We start from the raw sequence: 19302 nt of genomic DNA on the forward strand, positions 1-19302 counted from the left end.
CATATTGGCATGGTTGAACGTTTTTTTATGTTGGTTTTAAATAATAAGTCCTTCACAGTGGTCAACTTCGTGTTGGATAATCTGTGCAATCCAGCCTGAGAAAGCTTGCTTGTGGGGTTTGAAGGCTTGGTCCTGGTAAGTGACTTCAATGGTTTCATAACGGGTTGTAGGGCGCTCTCCGGGTAATGAAAGACAACCTTCAGTTGTTTGGTACGGGTTTTCTTGACGCACAATCTGCGGATTCACGAGAATCACGGGTAAGATGCCCATTTGAACGATAATAATCCGTTTGTTAACGCCAATCATATTAGCCGCCATCCCGACACAGCGTTCTGTGTTGGCCTGTAGAGTATCGCGTAAATCGGTCAGCACATCGACGTCGGTCGGTGTTGCTGGCATCGCCTTTTGAGCTAAGAATTGTGTGTCGTGCATAATGGGTTTAATCATAATAGACTCCTTGAATAATAGTAGGTTTAGTATAGCAGATTTTAGCATAACGAGCGCACTCATCTAATTCTCATTTAAAAAAGAGCTGCGAATTATGCTGCTTTTTTGGTGTAATTATATTATTGATAAGCCTTTTTATAGAAAAAAATCATTAAAAAATTCGACAAATATGAATTTTATGCTTATAATTATTAATATAATATTATAAAACGTCTAATCTAATTTTAATGACATGCTTGGTGTGATCAACAAAATTGGACAGGTATTTAGGGAGGATCACATGAAGAAATTAATTGTATTTTTAAGTAGTTTTTTGCTAGTGGGTCTATTTGTATTTGGTCACCAGGCGCAACAACCGGTTCAAGCTGCCGAAAAAACTTATGAAATCGGGACGGATGTGACCTATCCGCCATTCGAGTTTGCGAATGAGAAGAATCAATATGTCGGTATTGATATTGATATCATGAAGGCAATTGCGAAGTCCGAGGGTTTTAAAATGAATATTAAACCGTTGGGCTTTAATGCGGCGGTCCAAGCGGTTCAATCGGAACAGATTGATGGGATGATTGCCGGGATGACAATTACACCTGAACGGCAAGCAAAATTCGACTTCGCTGATCCTTACTACAAGACCGGGGTTGTAATGGCCGTTCAAAAGGACAGTAAGATTAAAGGCTTAGAAGGGTTGCGCGGTAAACGTGTTGCGATTAAAACAGGGACTTCCGCTGGGGCCTATGCGACGGCCAGAGCGAAAGAATATGGCTTTACCACCGTTACGTTTGATGATTCAGATAATATGTATAATGATGTCGTGAATGGTAATTCGGCAGCCTGTTTTGAAGACGAGCCCGTTATGCAATATGGGATTAAGACGGGCTTGAAACTCAAGATTGTCACCAAACCTGCTGAAGGTGGCGAATATGGATTTGCCGTTAAGAAAGGGAGCAATCCTGAGCTCATCGCCAAATTCAATAAAGGTCTTGCTAAATTAAAAACAAATGGTCAATACGATAAAATTAAAGCAAAATATTTAAGTACAGAATCAACTAAAAAAGCGACCGTTGATCACAGCTTTTTTGGATTATTGAAAGAAAATAAAGATGCGTTGTTGAGCGGTTTAGGTCAAACGTTATTATTAACCGTTATTGCGATTTTCTTCGCAACCATTTTTGGGGTCTTCTTCGGTTTACTCGGCGTATTACCTAACCGGTTTGCGCGTGGTATTTCGAATACAGTCATTTATATTTTCCGGGGGCTACCGCTGCTGGTACTGGCGTTATTTATTTACACCGGAATTCCCAGTTTAACCGGGCAGAAGATTCCGGCGATTGTTGCTGGGGTTATCACGTTGATGTTCAATGAAGGCGCGTATACGGCAGCTTTTGTTAAAGGTGGGATTGGTGCGGTTAGCTCCGGGCAGATGGAAGCAGCACGTAGTTTAGGCTTACCATACAGCAAAGCAATGCGACGCGTTGTCTTGCCCCAAGGGATTCGGATTATGGTGCCATCTTTTATCAACCAATTCATTATTACGTTAAAAGACACATCGATTTTATCAATCATCGGAATTCTTGAACTGACACAGACGGGTAAAATTATTATCGCTCGTAATCTAGAAGGTTTCAAAATCTGGGCAATGATTGCCTTAATTTACCTAATCGTCATCACGGTTCTCACGTGGTTATCGAAGTATATCGAAAGGAGAATGGCAAACTAATGAATCGAATTGAAGTATCACATCTAATTAAGAATTACGGCAGTAACGAGGTTTTGAAGGATTTGGATTTAACCGTTGGCAACAACGAAGTGGTGGTGATGATTGGCCCATCAGGTTCAGGAAAGAGTACGTTTTTACGTTGTTTGAATCGTTTAGAAGAACCAACCAGTGGTGAGATTATTGTTGATGGCTATAATTTAAGTGATTCTAAGAGTGATTTGAATCAAATTCGGGAAAAAATTGGGATGGTTTTTCAGCATTTCAACCTGTTTAAAAATCTAACGGTGGCAGAAAACATCATGCTTGCACCAGTTGAGCTTGGTAAAATGACTGCTGAAAAAGCGCAGACGACCGCAAAAAAATTACTCGAGACGGTAGGTTTGGCTGATAAGTACGATGCGAATCCACAATCACTATCGGGTGGTCAAAAGCAGCGAGTCGCCATTGCCCGTGCGTTGGCGATGCAACCCGATATTCTCTTGTTTGATGAACCAACATCCGCACTGGATCCTGAAATGGTTGGCGATGTATTAGCTGTCATGAAACGCTTGGCCAAAGATGGCATGACAATGGTTGTCGTCACCCACGAAATGGGCTTTGCCAAAGAAGTTGCCGATCGCGTCATCTTCATGGCAGACGGGCACATTGTCGAACAAGGCACACCACAGGAAATCTTTGAAACCCCACAAAACGAAAGAACAAAAGACTTCCTGAACAAGGTACTAAATGCATAGAGTGCCTTATTCGAACGGGTTGGCTTTGAGGATTGACAGAAAATGACCAATATGACGGTTCTTAGTCATATTGGTCATTTTTAGATTAAGCAGAAGTTGTTGCAACCAAAAAACACGTTTAGCTCCAACAAAAAAAGCGGCCCACCATTACTTGGTGAGCCGCTTTTACGATTCTTAGGTCTTTACAATGTTAGAATAGAAATAGGAACTAGTAGAGAAAAGAGGGATTACGATGCGCTTAGGCTTAAAAGCGGGGATTAATGATCAGCAAATTGCTGATCGCATGCAGTATCAGCCAACGTATTTTGAATTTCATTTAACAGCCGAAGATGTAACGCCGACTGGGCTAGCACGTTTACGTGGAAAAATTCACTATGTGCGCAGCCAGCAGGTTGAACGGATCATTTTGCACCATCCGATGAATTTTAAAGGTCGCCATCTTGAATTATCGATGAACGAAGCGAGTTCGCCAGAACGATATCGCTTCTTATGGCAATCAACACTTGATTTATTGCAGTTAGCGAAAGCCGAAGACGTCCAACTATTGGTGCATGGCGCTTATGATGATCCAATTGAAGAATTGACGACAGGTTACGGTAATATTACGGATGCGATTCGGGTTTTGTTCAAGCGTCTTGATTATTTACAGCGGATTGGCGGAGAAAATATCATGTTCGAAAATTCAATTTCGCCGATTTTCTATTATGGAAATCCGATTTTTGATCAGGCCATTTTTGATAAAGGTTACCGCTTAGCGTTTGATACGAGTCATTGCTTCATCAAGTTGCAGGGGGATCAGACTGCTTTCTTGCAGAGTCTAACAACTTTGCGTGAGCATATTGTCCATTATCATCTGGTGGATTCAATGGGTCAACAACATGATGGTTTGCAACTGGGAAAGGGAAAAATTGATTGGACCCAAGTTTTACCCCGGTTGAATACCAAGGCAAGTTCGATTTATGAAGTACAGTTAGCTGATCAAAATAATGCGCAAGAAATGATAGCCAGTCATCGTTACTTAACTTGGATCGAACGCCAATTACCCGAGTAGAATTTTGTCAGCGGCCACGCGAAAGCCAAACAAAGGATAGTCACCGTCTTTTGTTTGGACATACATATAATGTTGATAATAATCTTTTTGGTTTAATAATAAGCTAAATTCCCACTGCTTCAGCGGCTTTTTGTCTGCCACCTTTAACTGAAGTAATAGTCGTGGCTGTTCATCAACGACGGCGAGTTCGAAGTGGGCGATGGGTTGGAGCTCTTCAGGGCCTTCGAAGTAGATACCAGCGTTTTTTGGTGTATCGGCTAATAGCTGTAGCAAGTCAATGACGCGCATGATAAGTTGTCCTTTCTAATAATGCGAAAATTCCGGTAATAAGCAGCCAATAAATACTCGACAAGCTAACGGCAATGGTCAGGATGATGGCCATTGGTGTCAAAACGCCAATGAGCCAAGTTGTGGTGTCGACTGTTGGGACAAATGAAAATAGACCAGTGATGAGGCAGACCGTAATGATTGTGGCGATAATACCTGGAATCGTGCCTTTAAAATCAGCTGTAGACAAATCAAAGCCGCCGATAGTGATCATGCTAGTTAAGATTAACCAGAGCAACAGTGGACCTAGTTGGGTTGTCCCCAGTTGCTTAAATAAGGGTCCGATTGCGCTTAACTGCCAGGATGGTTGTTCGGCAAAGTTCAGCCACGTTTTAAAAGTGGGCCGTGCTAATAACCAAGTCAGTCCGAAAATGGCCGCCGAACAACCAAAAATCGGGGCAATCCCGATCCAGAGATTGCCAATTGTTGGCCACAGGCGGCCAGGACGGTAGCGGTGATTGACGTGGCCAAGCGAATGATCTGGATTATCGCGTAGATTTAATTTTAAGAGTTGCATATCAACAATTTGGTGTTGGAAGATTAAACAGGCAACGGCATGGCTGATTTCATGAATCACAGTGCCTAGACCACCAATTAACAATTGAGAGTAATCCCACCAATGGGCTAAGCGCCGTTTTGTTGAACGATTGATTAGTGTTAAAACCCCGGCAAAAGCAAGCGGTAACGCAATTACCAGTAAGCAATTAAGCAACATTGATTGCAGCATTTGAGGTAAGTTAAATAGATTGGTCATGATAACTCCTTTGAACTACTTTATGTAAGCCTACACCAAAGTTAATCGTGGAAACAAGGGTTGTTAATTAATTTATGTAAAACGCAAAAAAAGCCCCCAAATCAGGTTCGATTTGGGGGCTTCATGCTGGCTTAATTATTTATCAGAAAAGATCGGGGTCTCAATGCGTTCGACGTATTTGGCACCAACTGGTTCTTTGTAAAGTTCAATACTTTTTTTAATAAACATATTAGCTGATGCGATTTTAGTCATCGCACTTCTAACGGTTTCGGCATCTAAATTATCGTCGACGTTGTTTAAACGTAATACACGGCTCTTAGCATTACTATTTTTAAATTCTAAGCAAAGTTGTTTCATCTTGAATTCCTCCTCGAAAATTGGTATGTTCTTTATTTAGCAATATAAGCAGTTTTAGTGTTTAAAGTGGCTGTCACAAACGTGTCACCCTTATGGAGACTGGCGAGTGCCTCACCGACTGCCTGGATTTCAGCGGCTTGAACGTCCTCTTTTACGGCGGTCATCCGACGTTGTAGACTTTCGTCGGGATAATCTGTATTTTGTAATTCAAAAGCGATGGTTGATGCTAACCATGATGTTTGCATAGGGCTTCCTCCTAAAATTTAATCGTAAGCGTCACCGGTGAATGACTTACGCTAATGAGTAATGCGCGCTGCTGATAAAATGGTAAATAATTTTTAAATTAGCGGGTGGATTTCTAAAAAAAGTTAAAGAAATGATGATTTTCCAGACGTTTCATGAAAAATTAGTTATAGTAATAATTAGACTTATAGATGAAGAGGGATATTATGCAAGAAGTGGTTATTATCAGTGCTAAACGAACACCGATTGGTAAATTAGGAGGCCAGCTTGCAAGCTTAAGTGCGGTTGAGTTGGGGACCATTGCAGCCAAAGCCGCAATTGAAGCTGCTGGTATTGACGCCACTCAGATTGATCAAGCCATTTTTGGAAATGTTTTACAAGCTGGTTTGGGGCAAAACGTTGCGCGCCAGATTGCTTTAAAAAGTGGCTTGGCACAATCCAGCACTGCCATGACAGTTAATGAGGTCTGTGGCTCTGGCTTAAAAGCCATTCGCTTGGCCCAAAGCGCGATTGTCATGGGTGATGCTGAAATTGTTTTAGTTGGTGGGACAGAAAGCATGTCACAAGCACCATATTTAAATAAACAAATGCGCTTCGGCAGTAAGTTTGGTGACCAAACGATGATTGATAGTATCAGTAGTGAAGGCTTAAATGATGCTTTTACACAGCAGCCGATGGGGATTACTGCGGAGAATGTAGCAACCAAATATAATGTGACGCGCGAAATGCAAGATCATTTTGCGTTGAATTCACATCATAAAGCAGCGCAAGCGACACAGGCTGGTTGGTTTGATGCTGAAATTGTCCCAATCACCATCCAACAACACAAAACGACACTTGAAATGTGTCAAGATGAAGGCATTCGGCCTACCACGACCCTTGGTGCAATGGCAAAGTTACGGCCTGCTTTTCAAACAGATGGTTCAGTCACCGCTGCGAATGCCTCGGGAATTAACGACGGCGCTTCAGCAATGATTGTTATGAGTAAAGCCAAAGCAACTGCGCTTGGTTTGGTACATCAAGCCACTTTAGTTGGGTACCAAGAAGTTGGTGCTGACCCAGAATATATGGGTTATACACCAGTCAAAGCAATTCAAAAATTGTTAAAAAAACAAGCACAAACTTTAACGGATATCGATTTATTGGAGATTAATGAAGCTTTTGCAGCTTCCAGTGTGGCCGTTCAAAATGGGTTACAAGTTGATCCTGCTAAAGTAAATATTGCTGGTGGGGCCATTGCTCTAGGACATCCAATCGGGGCATCTGGTACGCGGATTATGACTACTTTAATCCATCAATTAGCACGAACTCAACAAAAAACAGGAATTGCTGCTTTATGTATCGGTGGCGGTTTAGGAATTGCCTTCGAAATTCAATTAAATGAGGCATGGTGTCATGGAAAAGCCTAAATTTTATCAATTGACGAAAAATGAACGTTTGGCAACACTTGTTGAGCAAGGTATATTGAATCAAACTGACGCTGAATTTTTAGCGGCAGCACAACCGTTATCCGATGAGTTAGCCGGGAACATGATTGAAAATCAAATCGGTCAATATCAAATCCCGCTCGGAGTGGTACAAGATTTGTTAGTTAATCAAACGCTGTATCAAGTGCCGTTTGCAATTGAAGAACCATCAGTCGTTGCGGCCGCAAATAATGCGGCTAAGATAGGCCGGATTAATGGGGGCTTTGTGACTGAATCAAGCACACGGAAGATGACCGGCGAAGTGGTCCTGGTTGACTTAGGTGATTTAAAGGTAGCCCAAGACTGGGTCAGTTGCAATAATGATTTGTTATTTGAAGTGGCGCAAGCGGCCCACCCATCGATTATGAAACACGGCGGGGGACTACGAGCAATTACAGTAGCCATTATTGATCAACGGTTTTTAAAATTGACGTTACAGATTGATACACAAGAAGCAATGGGGGCTAACATCGTTAATACGATTTGCGAAGCTATTGCGCATGCAGTTCAGCAACAATTGGGTGGCACGATTTTATTGAGTGTTCTAACTAATGCAGCGTTTGAAGCAGTAGTTAGTGCTAGTGTCACGATTAATCCAGCAACCTTGGCAACTTCCACGTTATCAGGTGAGGTGATTGCTACGAAAATAATTGCGGCCACTGATTTTGCTAAAGTGGATGTTGCCCGCGCAGCAACGCACAACAAGGGCATTATGAATGGCATTGATGCAGTGATTATGGCCACAGGTAATGACTGGCGAGCAATCGAAGCGGGTGCGCATAGTTATGCCGCTCGAGATGGGGCCTACCAGCCACTGACCAGTTGGCAATGGACAGCACAGCGACAATTGCAAGGCCGAATTGAGCTCCCCTTGCCAGTTGGAATGGTCGGTGGCTCGATTGGAATTTTACCAACCGTTCAAATTAATCAACGGTTATTAAATGTCCAAAGTGCGCGTGAATTAGCCGGGATTATTGCGGCCATTGGTCTGGCACAGAATTTAGCGGCGTTAAAAGCACTGGTCTCAGATGGGATTCAAAAAGGGCACATGGCACTCCAAGCCAAATCGTTGGCGATTGCTGCTGGTGCCAATGATCGTGAATTAACGCAGTTATTACCATTATTATTAACCGCACCACATTTAAATACGGCAATCGCAACTGCTTTACTAGCACAATTGCGTGCTGAAAATAAATAGATTGGAAGTTTATTATGCAAATCGGAATTGATAAGATGGGCCTTTTTACGCCTAATACGTACCTAGATTTAGTGATGTTGGCCAATGCCCGCGGCGTTGATCCAGATAAATACACGATTGGGATTGGTCAAGATCAAATGGCAATTGCGCCGCTCAGCCAAGACAGTGTCACAATGGCTGCCAATGCTGCCCTTGAGGTGTTAGACGAAGATAATCGGGATGCAATCGGGTTATTAGTGTTAGGTACAGAGTCCGGAATAGATCAGTCAAAGGCTGGGGCTTTATATGTCCAACATCTGTTAGGCTTAAAAAATGCCCGTGCCTTTGAAATCAAAGAAGCTTGTTATGGCGCAACGGCTGGTTTGATGACGGCTTACGATTTTGTGGCAGCTCATCCAAATCAAAAAGCATTGGTCATTGGATCTGACATCGCACGGTATGGTTTGGAGACTCCTGGTGAAGTGACACAAGGGGCTGGTGCAATTGCGATGGTTGTCAGTGCTACACCGCATTTGTTGGCGCTAGAACCAGCAACAACAGTCCATAGTGAGGATATTCAAGATTTCTGGCGGCCAAACTATTCAAAAGAGGCTTTTGCGCGCGGTAAATATTCAACGGAGCAATACATCGCGTTTTTCCAAGCAACTTGGGCGGATTATCGCGCACAAACGGGTCGTTCAATTACTGATTTTAAGGCCTTGACCTTCCATTTACCCTATACGAAAATGGGCTTAAAGGCACTACGAACGATTTTGCCAGAAGCAACAGAAACGCAACAAGCACAATTGTTAGATCGATATCAAGCAAGTACTTTGTACAGCCGACAAATCGGGAATATCTACACCGGTTCATTATACTTAGGCTTGCTTTCATTGTTGGAACAATCTGAACAACTATCAGCAGGTGACCGCATTGGTTTGTTCAGTTACGGCTCAGGGGCCATCAGCGAATTTTTCACCGGGATTTTACAACCTGGCTTTGAAAACCAGTTGGCTGGATTAAAGCATAAAGCAATGTTGGCCGCAAGACGACAATTGACATTGGCTGAGTATGAAACACAATTCCAAGCGGAACTACCAGAAGATGGTAGCGAATTTGAAATTGATTTGGCGTTAGATGATGCACCAATCATCTTAAAAGGCATCAAGCAGCATGAAAGATTGTATTTAAAACGCTAGGGTTCTAGCTTGTGGGGATTAAAAATAATCCTTAATTCATAAACTGCAGTTAACGTGGCGTTAACTACAGTTTTTTTGTTAGAATTTATAGAAACAGCAGCTTTAAAGCGGTTTTGAAGTCGTTAAAAATTAATGAGCATCTTTATTGTATCCAGAAAAAAAAGGTGTTATATTAATGGTGAGGAAAGGTAGCTTGGGTAGCGAAACCAAGTTAGTACCAATTAGCTTTACCACTTTAAAAAACAAACACCAGAGATCAAATTAACGACTCATTAAGATTCAAATTACGAAAAAGAAATTGCAAGGTGTGGTTCCAATGGAAGCATAAATGTAAGCTCTTCGTAGTATTAGATCCAAATATATCGGAGGCTGATGTCTGTTAAAGAATATCGCTCAAGTAGTAAATGTGAATTTAATCGGCGTCGCTGAAACTGCACATACGGGTCAAAGATAGACGACCAAACTAGATCGAGTGAAACGATTAGCAGTGGGCTAGACCAACGATTAAAAACAATTGAATAGAAGTATGAGGTGTAACATTATCCAGAATTTAAAACAGAATCAGCTCGTACCAACCAAGCTACCAACCTCAACCTAGGGGATTCAAGCGTAATTCAAGCTTGAATCCTTTTTTAATTACCTACATAAAAAGCCCTTCATCAGTTATGATCGATGAAGGGCTTAATGCTTAATGAGGCTTATGCTATTTCTTGGATTTTTGAAACTAAAGCTGCTACAGTATTGACGATCGCTCCGTTTTGTTTAATCAAGCCGGTAGTGTAGAGATTCAAATAATGAAATTGATTTTCGGCGATTGTTTGTAGGGCGGCTAACTTCTTAGAATTGGTAGCCCCTTGTTGTCGGCTATCTGTGTACAATCCAATGATTGGAATTTGATGGCCAAAAGCCACGCCAATTTCACTAGCAACACCAACATCAATTGTGGGGCCGTCTAATACGGCAATCACGAGATCACTGGCGATTAATTGTTCAGTGTCAGCTTGAGCAATCATTTCTGAGTTAGCGTAAGCATTTTTATCGTTAATCGCTGCATTTTCTTGTGGCAGATAAATAGAGATGCCCGGGATGGCTTGACGTAATTGAGTGACCACTTTGATATTATAGTCAAAGTCAGCTGTCGAGAATAAGGCGTTTGCAAAATAAATTTTCATAGGTATTCCTCCAAGTTGATTGTCTTTATTGTACCAAATTAGCGGTGAAATGCGGTACAATTGAATTATCAAGTTTCCGAAAGGGGATTCATAATGCGTGTGATTCATGAAAAAGCCGGTAAAGTGACATGTAAAACAGCTTGGCGCGATTATTTTAAAGGTTATTTTGATTTTATGGGCCAAACGACGCGGGCTGGATATTGGTGGATGATGCCGATTTTAGTCATTGTTTGGTTCTTACCATTTTTTTGTTTATTATTTGCACAAGTTGCTAAACTCAAGATCCAAATGAGTGGTGCATTAGTTTTATATATTATTATGGTAGGTTTATTGGCACTAGGCACCTTTATTCCGACGTTAGCACTTAGTGTACGTCGGTGCCGTGACGCTGGGCTTAATGGTCGTGGTGCGGTGGTATTGTGGCTATTGAATGGCTTTGCATCACGCTTTACAACTGGAACACAAGCCCATGCTTGGACCTTGATTTCAGCGATAATTGGCCTAACATTGTTTAGTATGACGTTATTAAAAACAAATGCCGTCACCACTAAAAGTGACAATCCACTGGTTAAATTCTTTCTAAGACAACGGGCAGCATGAAGATAGCGGTCTAAATTAAAAAATTTCCAGCAATTAATTACGGTTGCTGGAAATTTTTTGTTAGATATCGCGTTTTAAAGTTAAGGTGACGACGGCTTCAACCCGTGCGGTTTGTGGGAACATATCCAGTGGTTGGATTTTCTCCACTTGGTAAGTATGCACGAGCGCTTTTAAATCTCGTGTAAGTGTTGATGGGTTACATGAGACGTAGACAAACTTCAAAGGTCGACTGTCTAAAATCGCATCGATTAATTTTTGATCTAAGCCAGTGCGTGGCGGGTCAACGACTAACGCTGTTGGGACGAAACCGTTATCCAACCATTTGGGTAAAAGGTCTTCGGCAGCGCCCACTTCATATTCAACGTTTTGAATGTTGTTGATGGCTGCGTTGTGCTTAGCGGCTTCGATTGAGTCGGCAATCGTATCCATACCGCGAACCTCAGCGACTTGGTTAGCAAGACTCAAGCCAATTGTCCCCACCCCACAATAAGCATCAACAAGGCGGTCTTCAGGGGTCAAAGCAAGTGCGTCGCGGACTAAATTATATAGCTTAGCTGTTTGAATCGGATTCAATTGGAAAAAGGCGCGGGCGGTCAGTTCGAAATGGACCCCGTTTAAGGTTTCCATAATTGTTTCTTGACCAGCCAAATGTAGCGTTTGATCGCCCCAAACAAGGACGTTTTTCCCTTTGTTGACATTTTGCATGATTGAAACCACTTCGGGAAGTTCAGCCTGGATTGCGGTTATCAACGCATGTTTTTGGGGAAGCTTAGGGGAGTTTGTAATAAAGGTCAGTTGCGCCTCACCGGTCGCAAAGGATTCGCGAACGACCAACGTTTTCAAAATCCCAGCATTCTTAGTTTCATCAAAGACGGGAATTCCAAGTGATTCGACCAATGTTAAGACTGTGCGGATGATTTTCATTGTTAAATCGGTTTGGGTGGCGAATGCGGGTAAATCAATTAAAGTATGGCTGCTTGGCGCGTATAAGCCAGCTGCCAAATGACCATCGATTTCGCGCACTTGGAATTGGGCTTTGTTGCGATAGTGCCAAGGATTTTCCATGCCGACTGTATCGGTAATATTGTATTTGGCATAGCCTTGTGGTTTGAATTTCTCGAGCGCTTGGATGACAACGTCCTTTTTGAAAGCGAGTTGGCCGGGGTAACTTAAATGTTCAAGCTCAATCCCACCGACTTGGCCATAAGTTGCATCCTTAGGGGTAACCCGCTGTGGCGATGCTTGCCGTAATTTGTGGACTTTTGCTGCGATGAAACGTGGGGCAACCTTGGTGACTTCTGCGACGACAACTTCTTCAGGGAGTGCGCCGGGAATAAAAACAATTTTACGTTTATAATAGCCAATTCCTTCACCATTGATGCCGATTCGTTTAATCGTCAATGGAAAACGTTGACCGACTTCGACTTGGTTTGTTTGTGCTGGCATTTAATCCGCTCCTATTAATTTAGTGATAATTACTTTGCATAAGTATAACAGATTTAGCGCTATAAAATAGGTTTAATCAAGTAAATTAAGCAGTGATTTTTGTTTGGCTTCACCATCTATGCTATGCTACAGGAAGTTAAAGTAAGGAGCGAAACCACATGAATTTTTGGGAAAAAAACCAATTTTTAATTGTAATGCTGATGGTTCTTGGAATAGGTGTATATGCCTTCCAAAACAAGAGCTTACCGTTAATTATCGGAACGTTAATACTCGCCGTGGTGGTCATCGGATTTAAAGTTTACCTCAACATCAAGGCAACACGTAACAAGGGAGAGTAAGATGTCAAAGATTACTAAAATTACGGCGCAAAAAAGATCTGGACGCTATAATATTTTTATCGATGAGCAATTCGCTTTTGGGGTGACCGAAAGTGTCTTGATTAAATACCGCTTAGCGAAGGGGTTGGAAATTGATAGCCAACTGCAACGCGCCATTCAAAAAGACGATGATTATGCTAAAGCCTATCAATTGGCACTGAATTATCTAAGCCATCAATTGCGGACGGAAAAGGAACTAACACAATATTTACGCGACCACGAGATTACCCCCGAAGGGATCCAGATTAGCTTGGCAAAATTACGCGAGTTACATTATATTGACGATCAGAATTATGCCGATAGCTACGTTCGCACTGTGATTAATACCGCGGATAAAGGACCAAAGGTGGTCCGCCAGAAATTAATCCAAAAAGGGGTTAGTGCTACTCATATCGATCAAGCACTCAGTCATTATTCAGTCGATGATCAAGTCGCGGTTGGTTTAGCGGCGGCAAAGAAGTTAGCGCAGAAATACCGTCATAGTTCATTTTTTGAACAGCAACAAAAAGTCAAACAGGGCTTAATGCAAAAAGGGTTTGGTGGCGACAGCCTCAGTTTAATTATGGAAGGGTTGGCCCTTGAAGCCGACGAAGATAGTGAAGCTGATGCGCTTGCGGAACTCGGTGCTAAGAAATGGCGTCGGTATCGATTACTCGAATCACGTGAACGCCGGATGAAGATGCAACAAGCGTTGTATCGGAAAGGATTTAATCTTGATGCAATCAACCATTTCATCGACGAACAAGAACTATCAGATGACACCGAGTGAGCGGAGTGCATTTCAAACCGCTTTTATGACTTGGTATGATGAAAACCGCCGGGATTTACCTTGGCGCCAGAATCAAGAACCTTATCGTGTTTGGTTATCTGAAATCATGCTGCAACAAACGCAGGTTCAAACGGTGATTCCGTACTATGAACGGTTCTTAGCGACGTTTCCAACGGTTGCCGATTTAGCGGCAGCCCCAGAAGACTTATTAATGAAAACATGGGAGGGACTTGGCTATTATTCTCGTGCCCGCAATTTACAAAAAGCAGCGCGACAAATAGTTGATGATTATGATGGTCACTGGCCAACAACTGCGGCTGAATTAGAAAAACTAGCCGGGATTGGACCGTACACAGCAGGCGCTATCGCTAGTATTTGTTTTGGTGAAGTGGTCCCGGCAATCGATGGGAATGCTTTTCGGGTGTTCAGTCGCTTACTGAAAATCGATGCTGATATCACCGACCCGAAGAACCGTAAAATTTTTTACGATGCGATTTTACCACTGATCCCCGAAGATCGACCTGGAGATTTTAATCAAGCTGTCATGGATTTTGGTTCACAAATCTGTACGGCAAAGAATCCAACGATTGGCGATACGGCGTTAGCACCGTTTTTCCGGAGTTATCAGGATGGCACCTTGTTGGATTATCCGGTCAAGACAAAGAAAGCAAAACAAAAACCGGTTGCCATGTTTGCAGTTGTGATTCGTTCACAAAATGGCGTCCTATTTCAAAAACGGCCGAGCACTGGTTTATTGGCGAACTTGTCCACTTATCCATTAGTTGCTGCTGAAACACTTCAGGCAGACGATGATGAACTATTGACGCCAGAAGAACAACTTGCCCGCATTGAAGCGCATTTTCAAGAGGCTTATGGACTAAAATTGCAGCAACTACACGAATCAGGTTTAAAACCCGTGGTCCACGTTTTTACGCATCTTAAATGGACGATTACGATTTTACAAGCGCAACTTGCAGCAGATGCCGAGCTCGCTTTTTTTCCGGGCCAATGGTACACCGAAGCACAATTGGTCGATGTGGCATTACCAACGGTACAAAAGAAGATAATGGCGCGTTTAGCAACCGATTAGTGGTAGAAAGTTTTAGGCAAATTTACGAGACTTTGCTATAATGATAGGTGATTATGAATAATAACCTTGGAAAGCTGGGTATGTCGATGAATATTCCCAAAGAAGGCGACTATATAGCGATTCAAAGTTATAAACACGATGGGAGTTTACACCGCACTTGGCGCGATACGATGGTTTTAAAAACCAGCGAGAACGCAGTCATTGGTTGTAACGATCATACCTTAGTTACAGAGTCAGACGGCAGAAAGTGGGTTACGCGGGAGCCGGCACTTATTTATTTCCATAAGAAGTATTGGTTTAATGTGGTAGCCATGATTCGTGAAGGCGGCGTTTCCTATTATTGTAATTTGGCATCGCCCCATGTCATGGATCAAGAAGCGCTTAAATATATTGATTATGATTTGGATGTGAAGGTTTTTCCCAATGGCGAAAAACGACTTCTAGATGTTGATGAATATGAAGCACATAGCGCGCAATGGCATTATTCCGCCGAAACTGATCGGATTTTGAAGGCCAATGTTAAGGTTTTGGTTGATTGGATCAACAATGGTAAAGGGCCCTTTTCGAAGGAATATATTGATATTTGGTATAACCGGTATCAAGAATTGGCGCACCGTCGTTAGAATACTATTTAGTCTCACATAAAAAAGTCTCAGTCAATTGACCGAGACTTTTTTATGTGATTTAATCGTTTTCGACTGAAGTATCTTGTTGAATGGTTAAGACCTTAAAACCGACACTTGCACCGATACTGATCGATAATAATAATGCCAACACACACCAGCCTAGTAGTCGTCCGGCAATCATATTTAACGGTAAGCTGCGGCGCAATAGGTAAGTTGCCAGGCAAAACAAGATTCCATCAAAAATGAAGTTAGCAATCTTAATGCCTAGCGAGCGTTCTACCAGAAAGAAATTTGTCAGTGCTTTTAGAGCACGATGAGGGGTTAGGTGTGCCATGATGGTTAACGGCCGCTCGAGCGGGACCTTGATAAATAACATTAAAGTACTGCAAATTAATGCACTAAATAAAGTTCGATCCCAAGTGGCACTGTGGATAACAAGACTATCGTAAGCAGTTGCTGCCACAGTGATAACAAGTAAATAAGGGATAACGAAAAAAAAGAGATGCACAAGAAGTATCTTTTGCTTAGACATGGGAACGTCCTTTCTATATCAAAAAACAAGTAATTAATTAGCTTCATTATAAGTCATCTAGTGGTGAAATGACAATTAGGCGGTTAATTTTTTAACCATTTCTTGATGGTTAATGCCGGCATCTAGAAATGGTGGCTTATCAGTTGCCTGAAAGCCGAGTTGGTTGTAAAAAGCAACTGCACTTAATTGAGCGTTTAGCGTAAGGGCCTTTTTACCTGACTGGCGGGCAAAAGCTTCAGCTGCACGCATCAGTTGATGTCCATAACCATGCCGACGTGCCGGGCGGCTAACAGCCACACGTTGCACATGGTAGTCTGAGCCCGCTTCGATAAGCCGTAAGGTGACAACAGCTTGGTCGTCAACGTAACCGACAAAATAAATAGCTTGATCTTCGAATTCGTCGACTTCAAGTTCAGCAGGAACGTGTTGTTCAACGACAAAAACGGCTTTGCGAATCGCTAAACTAGCTTGGTAAATAACACTCTTTAAATCCTGAGTTTGTTTAACTTGCACTAAAGGACACCTCTTCAAAAAGAATAATCAATGTGGATCATTATAAAATTTGGTACAATAAAAATAATCGTTACACTATGATAGCATAAAATGCGTTTTGTGTGACACAGGCACACTGGAGGGATACTGCATGTTTGATCGTTTACGCCAATCAAAACTATTATTTTGGTCAATTGAGCTTTTAATCTTGGCCGTGTTAATCTTTGTCTGCACCAAAATCAGCTTCTTATTCGATCCAATTGGGACTTTTATCTCAACGTTGTTTGGCCCCATCATTGGTGCGGGGCTCTTATTTTACCTTTTTAATCCATTAATTAATTTATTAGGGAAAATTAAGGTCTCTCGAAACTGGGCAATTACGATAATTTTCATCGTCTTTTTCGGCGGATTGATTTTCATCATTGCCTTAGTGATTCCTAATTTAATTAAGCAAATTACGCAATTGGTAACGAATTTACCTGATTTTGCGCATCGCTTGCAAAAAGTAACGGATGATTTATCAAATAATCCACATTTTAAAAATATTGATTTTAATAAATATGTCAATCAGCTAAATTTAAAACCATCAAAGATTGCTGAGAAAGTCATGAAGAGCTTTACAGCTGGCTTTGGAAGTATGATTGGCGCCATTACGAGTGTCACAGTTAGTGTTTTCACAATTCCAATCATGTTGTTTTATATGTTAAAAGATGGACATCGGTTAATCCCCAATATCCAAAAATTGTTACCGGATCGTTATAATGACCAAGTTGCTGATCTGCTGCGCAAAATGGGCGCGACAATTTCAGCTTATATTGGTGGCCAAGCACTGGAATGTTTATTTGTCGGGCTCTGTACCTTTATTGGTTATTTGATTATCGGGATGCCATATGCCTATCTATTGGGGTTTATTGCTGGTGTATCCAATGTAATTCCTTATTTGGGACCGTACATCGGGATTGCCCCCGCACTAATCATTAGTTTATCCATTTCAGTTCCTAAAACAATCATGGTCGTTGTTGTTGTCATTATCGTGCAACAAATTGATGGTAACCTAATCTATCCAAATGTGATTGGGCGCTCATTGGATATCCACCCTTTGACAATTATTATCATCTTATTAGTTGCCGGCAATATTTACGGCATATTAGGGATGATTTTAGCCATTCCCTTTTATGCAGTAATGAAGACAGTGGTAACTTATTTATATAATATTCAAGCGTTACGTACGAAAGCTAATGAAACGACTAAACTTTAGGGGAGATGCAGGTTGAATTTCCATTTTTGACTATGCTATACTGCAAAGTAGACCTTTATCGGTTAAATGTAATTATTTAAATAATGAAAGGTAGTGGATGTGACGATGAATCCTGACCCTGGAAGTTCGGTGTGGGGACAGTTACTGTTAATTTTAATTTTAACCTTAGTGAATGCTTTTTTTGCTGCGGCAGAGATTGCACTCGTTTCACTAAGTCGTGTGAAGATGGAGGAGCAAGCGGACAAAGGTGACAAGAAGGCCCAGGTGTTAGTCCAAGTTTTAGGGCATTCCAATCAATTTTTAGCAACCATTCAAGTTGCGATTACGTTTGCGGGCTTCTTATCTTCAGCGAGTGCTGCCACAACCATTGCGGGTAGATTAGCACCCCTTTTAGGAAATGCGGCTTGGACCAAAGAAGCGGCCGTATTAATTGTGACGATTGTCTTATCCTATGTATCCCTCGTTTTTGGGGAATTATATCCAAAGCAAGTGGCACTGCATCGGGCAGAAGCAATTGCTAAAATGACGGTCAAACCCGTGCGTTTTGTCGGGATTTTATTGCGGCCGTTTGTTTGGTTACTATCGATGTCGACGTCACTATTAATGAAGTTGACGCCGATTGATTTTTCAAACACAGAACCCAAGCTTACCCGTGAAGAAATGGTTCACATGATTGAATCGGGTAAGAGTGCCGGTGTTTTGGAAACCGATGAATACGAAATGTTAGAAGGCATTATTTCGCTGAATAAAAAGATGGCTCGTGAAGTTATGGTACCGCGAACGGATGCTTTTATGATTGATATTTGTACTGATAATGATCAAAATATTGATGCCATCTTAGACCAACCCTTTTCCAGAATTCCGGTGTATCGGGATGATAAGGATCAAGTGGTCGGGGTGGTGCATATCAAAAATCTCTTGAAAGAGGCACGCCAAAAAGGATTTGCTGCGATGCAAATTGAAACGGTGATGCAAGAACCCCTTTTTGTGCCTGAAACGATCACAATTGACGATTTATTATATGAAATGAAACGAACACAACAACAGATGGCCATTCTTTTGGATGAATACGGTGGCGTGGTCGGCTTAGCAACTATCGAGGATTTATTAGAAGAAATTGTCGGCGAAATTGACGATGAATCTGATAAAGCTGAAACACTATACCAAAAAATTGATGAACAGCACTATACGATTATGGGAAGTATGCCGATTAATGATTTTAATAGTGCTTTTCAGACGAATATTCAAGCTACCGACGTTGATACTATTGCTGGGTACATGATTACTGAAATCGGGGCGATTCCGATTAGCGGGCACCCAGAAACAATTGACTTACCAGGTGGCCTTACCTTGACGACCGGTTCGGTATCTGGTTCACGGTTGACTGATTTACAATTGACGTTACCAGGGCCACAAACCGATGCACCAGAAGAAGGCGACTAAATTAAATGAGCACCATCAATGGGAC

Annotated in this window: 22 protein-coding genes; 13 read left to right on the forward strand and 9 right to left on the reverse strand. The window is 41.9% G+C overall.

Annotated elements, in window-relative coordinates:
* Positions 1 to 36: 36 nt before the first annotated feature.
* Entirely contained in the window at positions 37 to 447 is a 411-nt protein-coding gene (locus FC90_RS07515; RefSeq protein ID WP_057908628.1) for a peptide deformylase, read from the reverse strand.
* Between the two features lie 280 nt (positions 448 to 727).
* On the opposite strand from FC90_RS07515, the gene FC90_RS07520 reads away from it, so the two are divergent.
* The 3 genes from FC90_RS07520 to FC90_RS07530 all read left to right on the forward strand — a co-directional run bounded on the left by FC90_RS07520 (position 728) and on the right by FC90_RS07530 (position 3949).
* Positions 728 to 2164 (forward strand): amino acid ABC transporter substrate-binding protein/permease, encoded by a 1437-nt coding sequence (locus tag FC90_RS07520; RefSeq protein ID WP_057908629.1) that lies wholly within the window; start codon positions 728 to 730, stop codon positions 2162 to 2164.
* Positions 2164 to 2898 (forward strand): amino acid ABC transporter ATP-binding protein, encoded by a 735-nt coding sequence (locus FC90_RS07525; RefSeq protein WP_057908630.1) that lies wholly within the window; start codon positions 2164 to 2166, stop codon positions 2896 to 2898. The genes FC90_RS07520 and FC90_RS07525 overlap by 1 nt, the downstream gene beginning before the upstream one ends.
* Positions 2899 to 3130: 232 nt before the next feature.
* Positions 3131 to 3949: a TIM barrel protein gene (locus FC90_RS07530; RefSeq protein ID WP_057908631.1), complete on the forward strand. Its 819-nt coding sequence runs from the start codon at positions 3131 to 3133 to the stop codon at positions 3947 to 3949.
* Here the strand turns inward: FC90_RS07530 and FC90_RS07535 are convergent.
* The 4 genes from FC90_RS07535 to FC90_RS07550 form a co-directional block, all read right to left on the reverse strand.
* Positions 3938 to 4237: a hypothetical protein gene (locus tag FC90_RS07535; RefSeq protein WP_057908632.1), complete on the reverse strand. Its 300-nt coding sequence runs from the start codon at positions 4235 to 4237 to the stop codon at positions 3938 to 3940. The genes FC90_RS07530 and FC90_RS07535 overlap by 12 nt on opposite strands.
* The gene (locus FC90_RS07540; RefSeq protein ID WP_057908633.1) at positions 4224 to 5030 is read right to left on the reverse strand and encodes a hypothetical protein; all 807 of its coding nucleotides are present in this window, start codon (positions 5028 to 5030) and stop codon (positions 4224 to 4226) included. Before FC90_RS07540 ends, FC90_RS07535 begins: the two co-directional genes overlap by 14 nt.
* 135 nt (positions 5031 to 5165) lie before the next feature.
* On the reverse strand, positions 5166 to 5387 hold the full coding sequence (locus FC90_RS07545; RefSeq protein WP_057908634.1) for a DUF2922 domain-containing protein: 222 nt from the start codon (positions 5385 to 5387) through the stop codon (positions 5166 to 5168).
* A 32-nt stretch (positions 5388 to 5419) separates the two neighbouring features.
* On the reverse strand, positions 5420 to 5632 hold the full coding sequence (locus FC90_RS07550; protein WP_057908635.1) for a DUF1659 domain-containing protein: 213 nt from the start codon (positions 5630 to 5632) through the stop codon (positions 5420 to 5422).
* Positions 5633 to 5836: 204 nt separating this feature from the next.
* On the opposite strand from FC90_RS07550, the gene FC90_RS07555 reads away from it, so the two are divergent.
* From FC90_RS07555 to FC90_RS07565, 3 genes are read left to right on the forward strand one after another with little or no spacing between them, the layout of a single operon-like run.
* Positions 5837 to 7039 carry an acetyl-CoA C-acetyltransferase gene (locus tag FC90_RS07555; RefSeq protein WP_057908636.1) on the forward strand — a complete coding sequence of 401 codons (1203 nt, stop codon included), beginning with the start codon at positions 5837 to 5839 and terminating at the stop codon, positions 7037 to 7039.
* Positions 7026 to 8294, forward strand: a complete 1269-nt coding sequence (locus FC90_RS07560; protein ID WP_057908637.1) for a hydroxymethylglutaryl-CoA reductase, degradative — start codon at positions 7026 to 7028, stop codon at positions 8292 to 8294. Before FC90_RS07555 ends, FC90_RS07560 begins: the two co-directional genes overlap by 14 nt.
* A gap of 14 nt (positions 8295 to 8308) precedes the next feature.
* Positions 8309 to 9472, forward strand: a complete 1164-nt coding sequence (locus FC90_RS07565; protein WP_057908638.1) for a hydroxymethylglutaryl-CoA synthase — start codon at positions 8309 to 8311, stop codon at positions 9470 to 9472.
* 698 nt (positions 9473 to 10170) lie between these two features.
* On the opposite strand, the gene FC90_RS07570 is transcribed toward FC90_RS07565, so the two are convergent.
* Entirely contained in the window at positions 10171 to 10644 is a 474-nt protein-coding gene (locus tag FC90_RS07570) for a nucleoside 2-deoxyribosyltransferase (protein ID WP_057908639.1), read from the reverse strand.
* 93 nt (positions 10645 to 10737) lie between these two features.
* On the opposite strand from FC90_RS07570, the gene FC90_RS07575 reads away from it, so the two are divergent.
* Complete coding sequence (locus FC90_RS07575) at positions 10738 to 11244, forward strand: DUF805 domain-containing protein (protein WP_057908640.1); 507 nt, start codon at positions 10738 to 10740, stop codon at positions 11242 to 11244.
* A 60-nt stretch (positions 11245 to 11304) separates the two neighbouring features.
* Here FC90_RS07575 and rlmD read toward each other — a convergent pair whose 3' ends face one another.
* Positions 11305 to 12690 carry a 23S rRNA (uracil(1939)-C(5))-methyltransferase RlmD gene (rlmD, locus tag FC90_RS07580; protein WP_057908641.1) on the reverse strand — a complete coding sequence of 462 codons (1386 nt, stop codon included), beginning with the start codon at positions 12688 to 12690 and terminating at the stop codon, positions 11305 to 11307.
* 158 nt (positions 12691 to 12848) lie between these two features.
* On the opposite strand from rlmD, the gene FC90_RS07585 reads away from it, so the two are divergent.
* From FC90_RS07585 to ntdP, 4 genes are all read left to right on the forward strand, one after another.
* Positions 12849 to 13028, forward strand: a complete 180-nt coding sequence (locus FC90_RS07585; protein ID WP_057908642.1) for a hypothetical protein — start codon at positions 12849 to 12851, stop codon at positions 13026 to 13028.
* 1 nt (position 13029) lies between these two features.
* The gene (gene recX / locus FC90_RS07590; RefSeq protein ID WP_057908643.1) at positions 13030 to 13836 is read left to right on the forward strand and encodes a recombination regulator RecX; all 807 of its coding nucleotides are present in this window, start codon (positions 13030 to 13032) and stop codon (positions 13834 to 13836) included.
* Entirely contained in the window at positions 13823 to 14926 is a 1104-nt protein-coding gene (mutY, locus tag FC90_RS07595) for an A/G-specific adenine glycosylase (protein WP_057908806.1), read from the forward strand. Before recX ends, mutY begins: the two co-directional genes overlap by 14 nt.
* 80 nt (positions 14927 to 15006) lie before the next feature.
* Entirely contained in the window at positions 15007 to 15549 is a 543-nt protein-coding gene (gene ntdP, locus FC90_RS07600) for a nucleoside tri-diphosphate phosphatase (protein ID WP_151886778.1), read from the forward strand.
* Between the two features lie 61 nt (positions 15550 to 15610).
* Here the strand turns inward: ntdP and FC90_RS07605 are convergent, their stop codons facing one another.
* Together FC90_RS07605 and FC90_RS07610 are read right to left on the reverse strand one after the other, a co-directional pair.
* Entirely contained in the window at positions 15611 to 16084 is a 474-nt protein-coding gene (locus FC90_RS07605) for a hypothetical protein (protein WP_057908645.1), read from the reverse strand.
* A gap of 75 nt (positions 16085 to 16159) precedes the next feature.
* Positions 16160 to 16597, reverse strand: coding sequence for a GNAT family N-acetyltransferase (locus FC90_RS07610; protein WP_057908646.1), 438 nt, complete (start codon positions 16595 to 16597; stop codon positions 16160 to 16162).
* Positions 16598 to 16727: 130 nt separating this feature from the next.
* Between FC90_RS07610 and FC90_RS07615 the strand changes: the two genes are divergently transcribed.
* Both FC90_RS07615 and FC90_RS07620 read left to right on the forward strand, forming a co-directional pair.
* Positions 16728 to 17834 carry an AI-2E family transporter gene (locus FC90_RS07615; protein WP_057908647.1) on the forward strand — a complete coding sequence of 369 codons (1107 nt, stop codon included), beginning with the start codon at positions 16728 to 16730 and terminating at the stop codon, positions 17832 to 17834.
* Positions 17835 to 17939: 105 nt separating this feature from the next.
* Positions 17940 to 19277, forward strand: a complete 1338-nt coding sequence (locus tag FC90_RS07620; RefSeq protein WP_057908648.1) for a hemolysin family protein — start codon at positions 17940 to 17942, stop codon at positions 19275 to 19277.
* Positions 19278 to 19302 lie beyond the last annotated feature (25 nt).

Origin of the sequence: Latilactobacillus graminis DSM 20719 (assembly GCF_001436415.1) — a bacterium.
GTDB lineage: Bacteria > Bacillota > Bacilli > Lactobacillales > Lactobacillaceae > Latilactobacillus > Latilactobacillus graminis.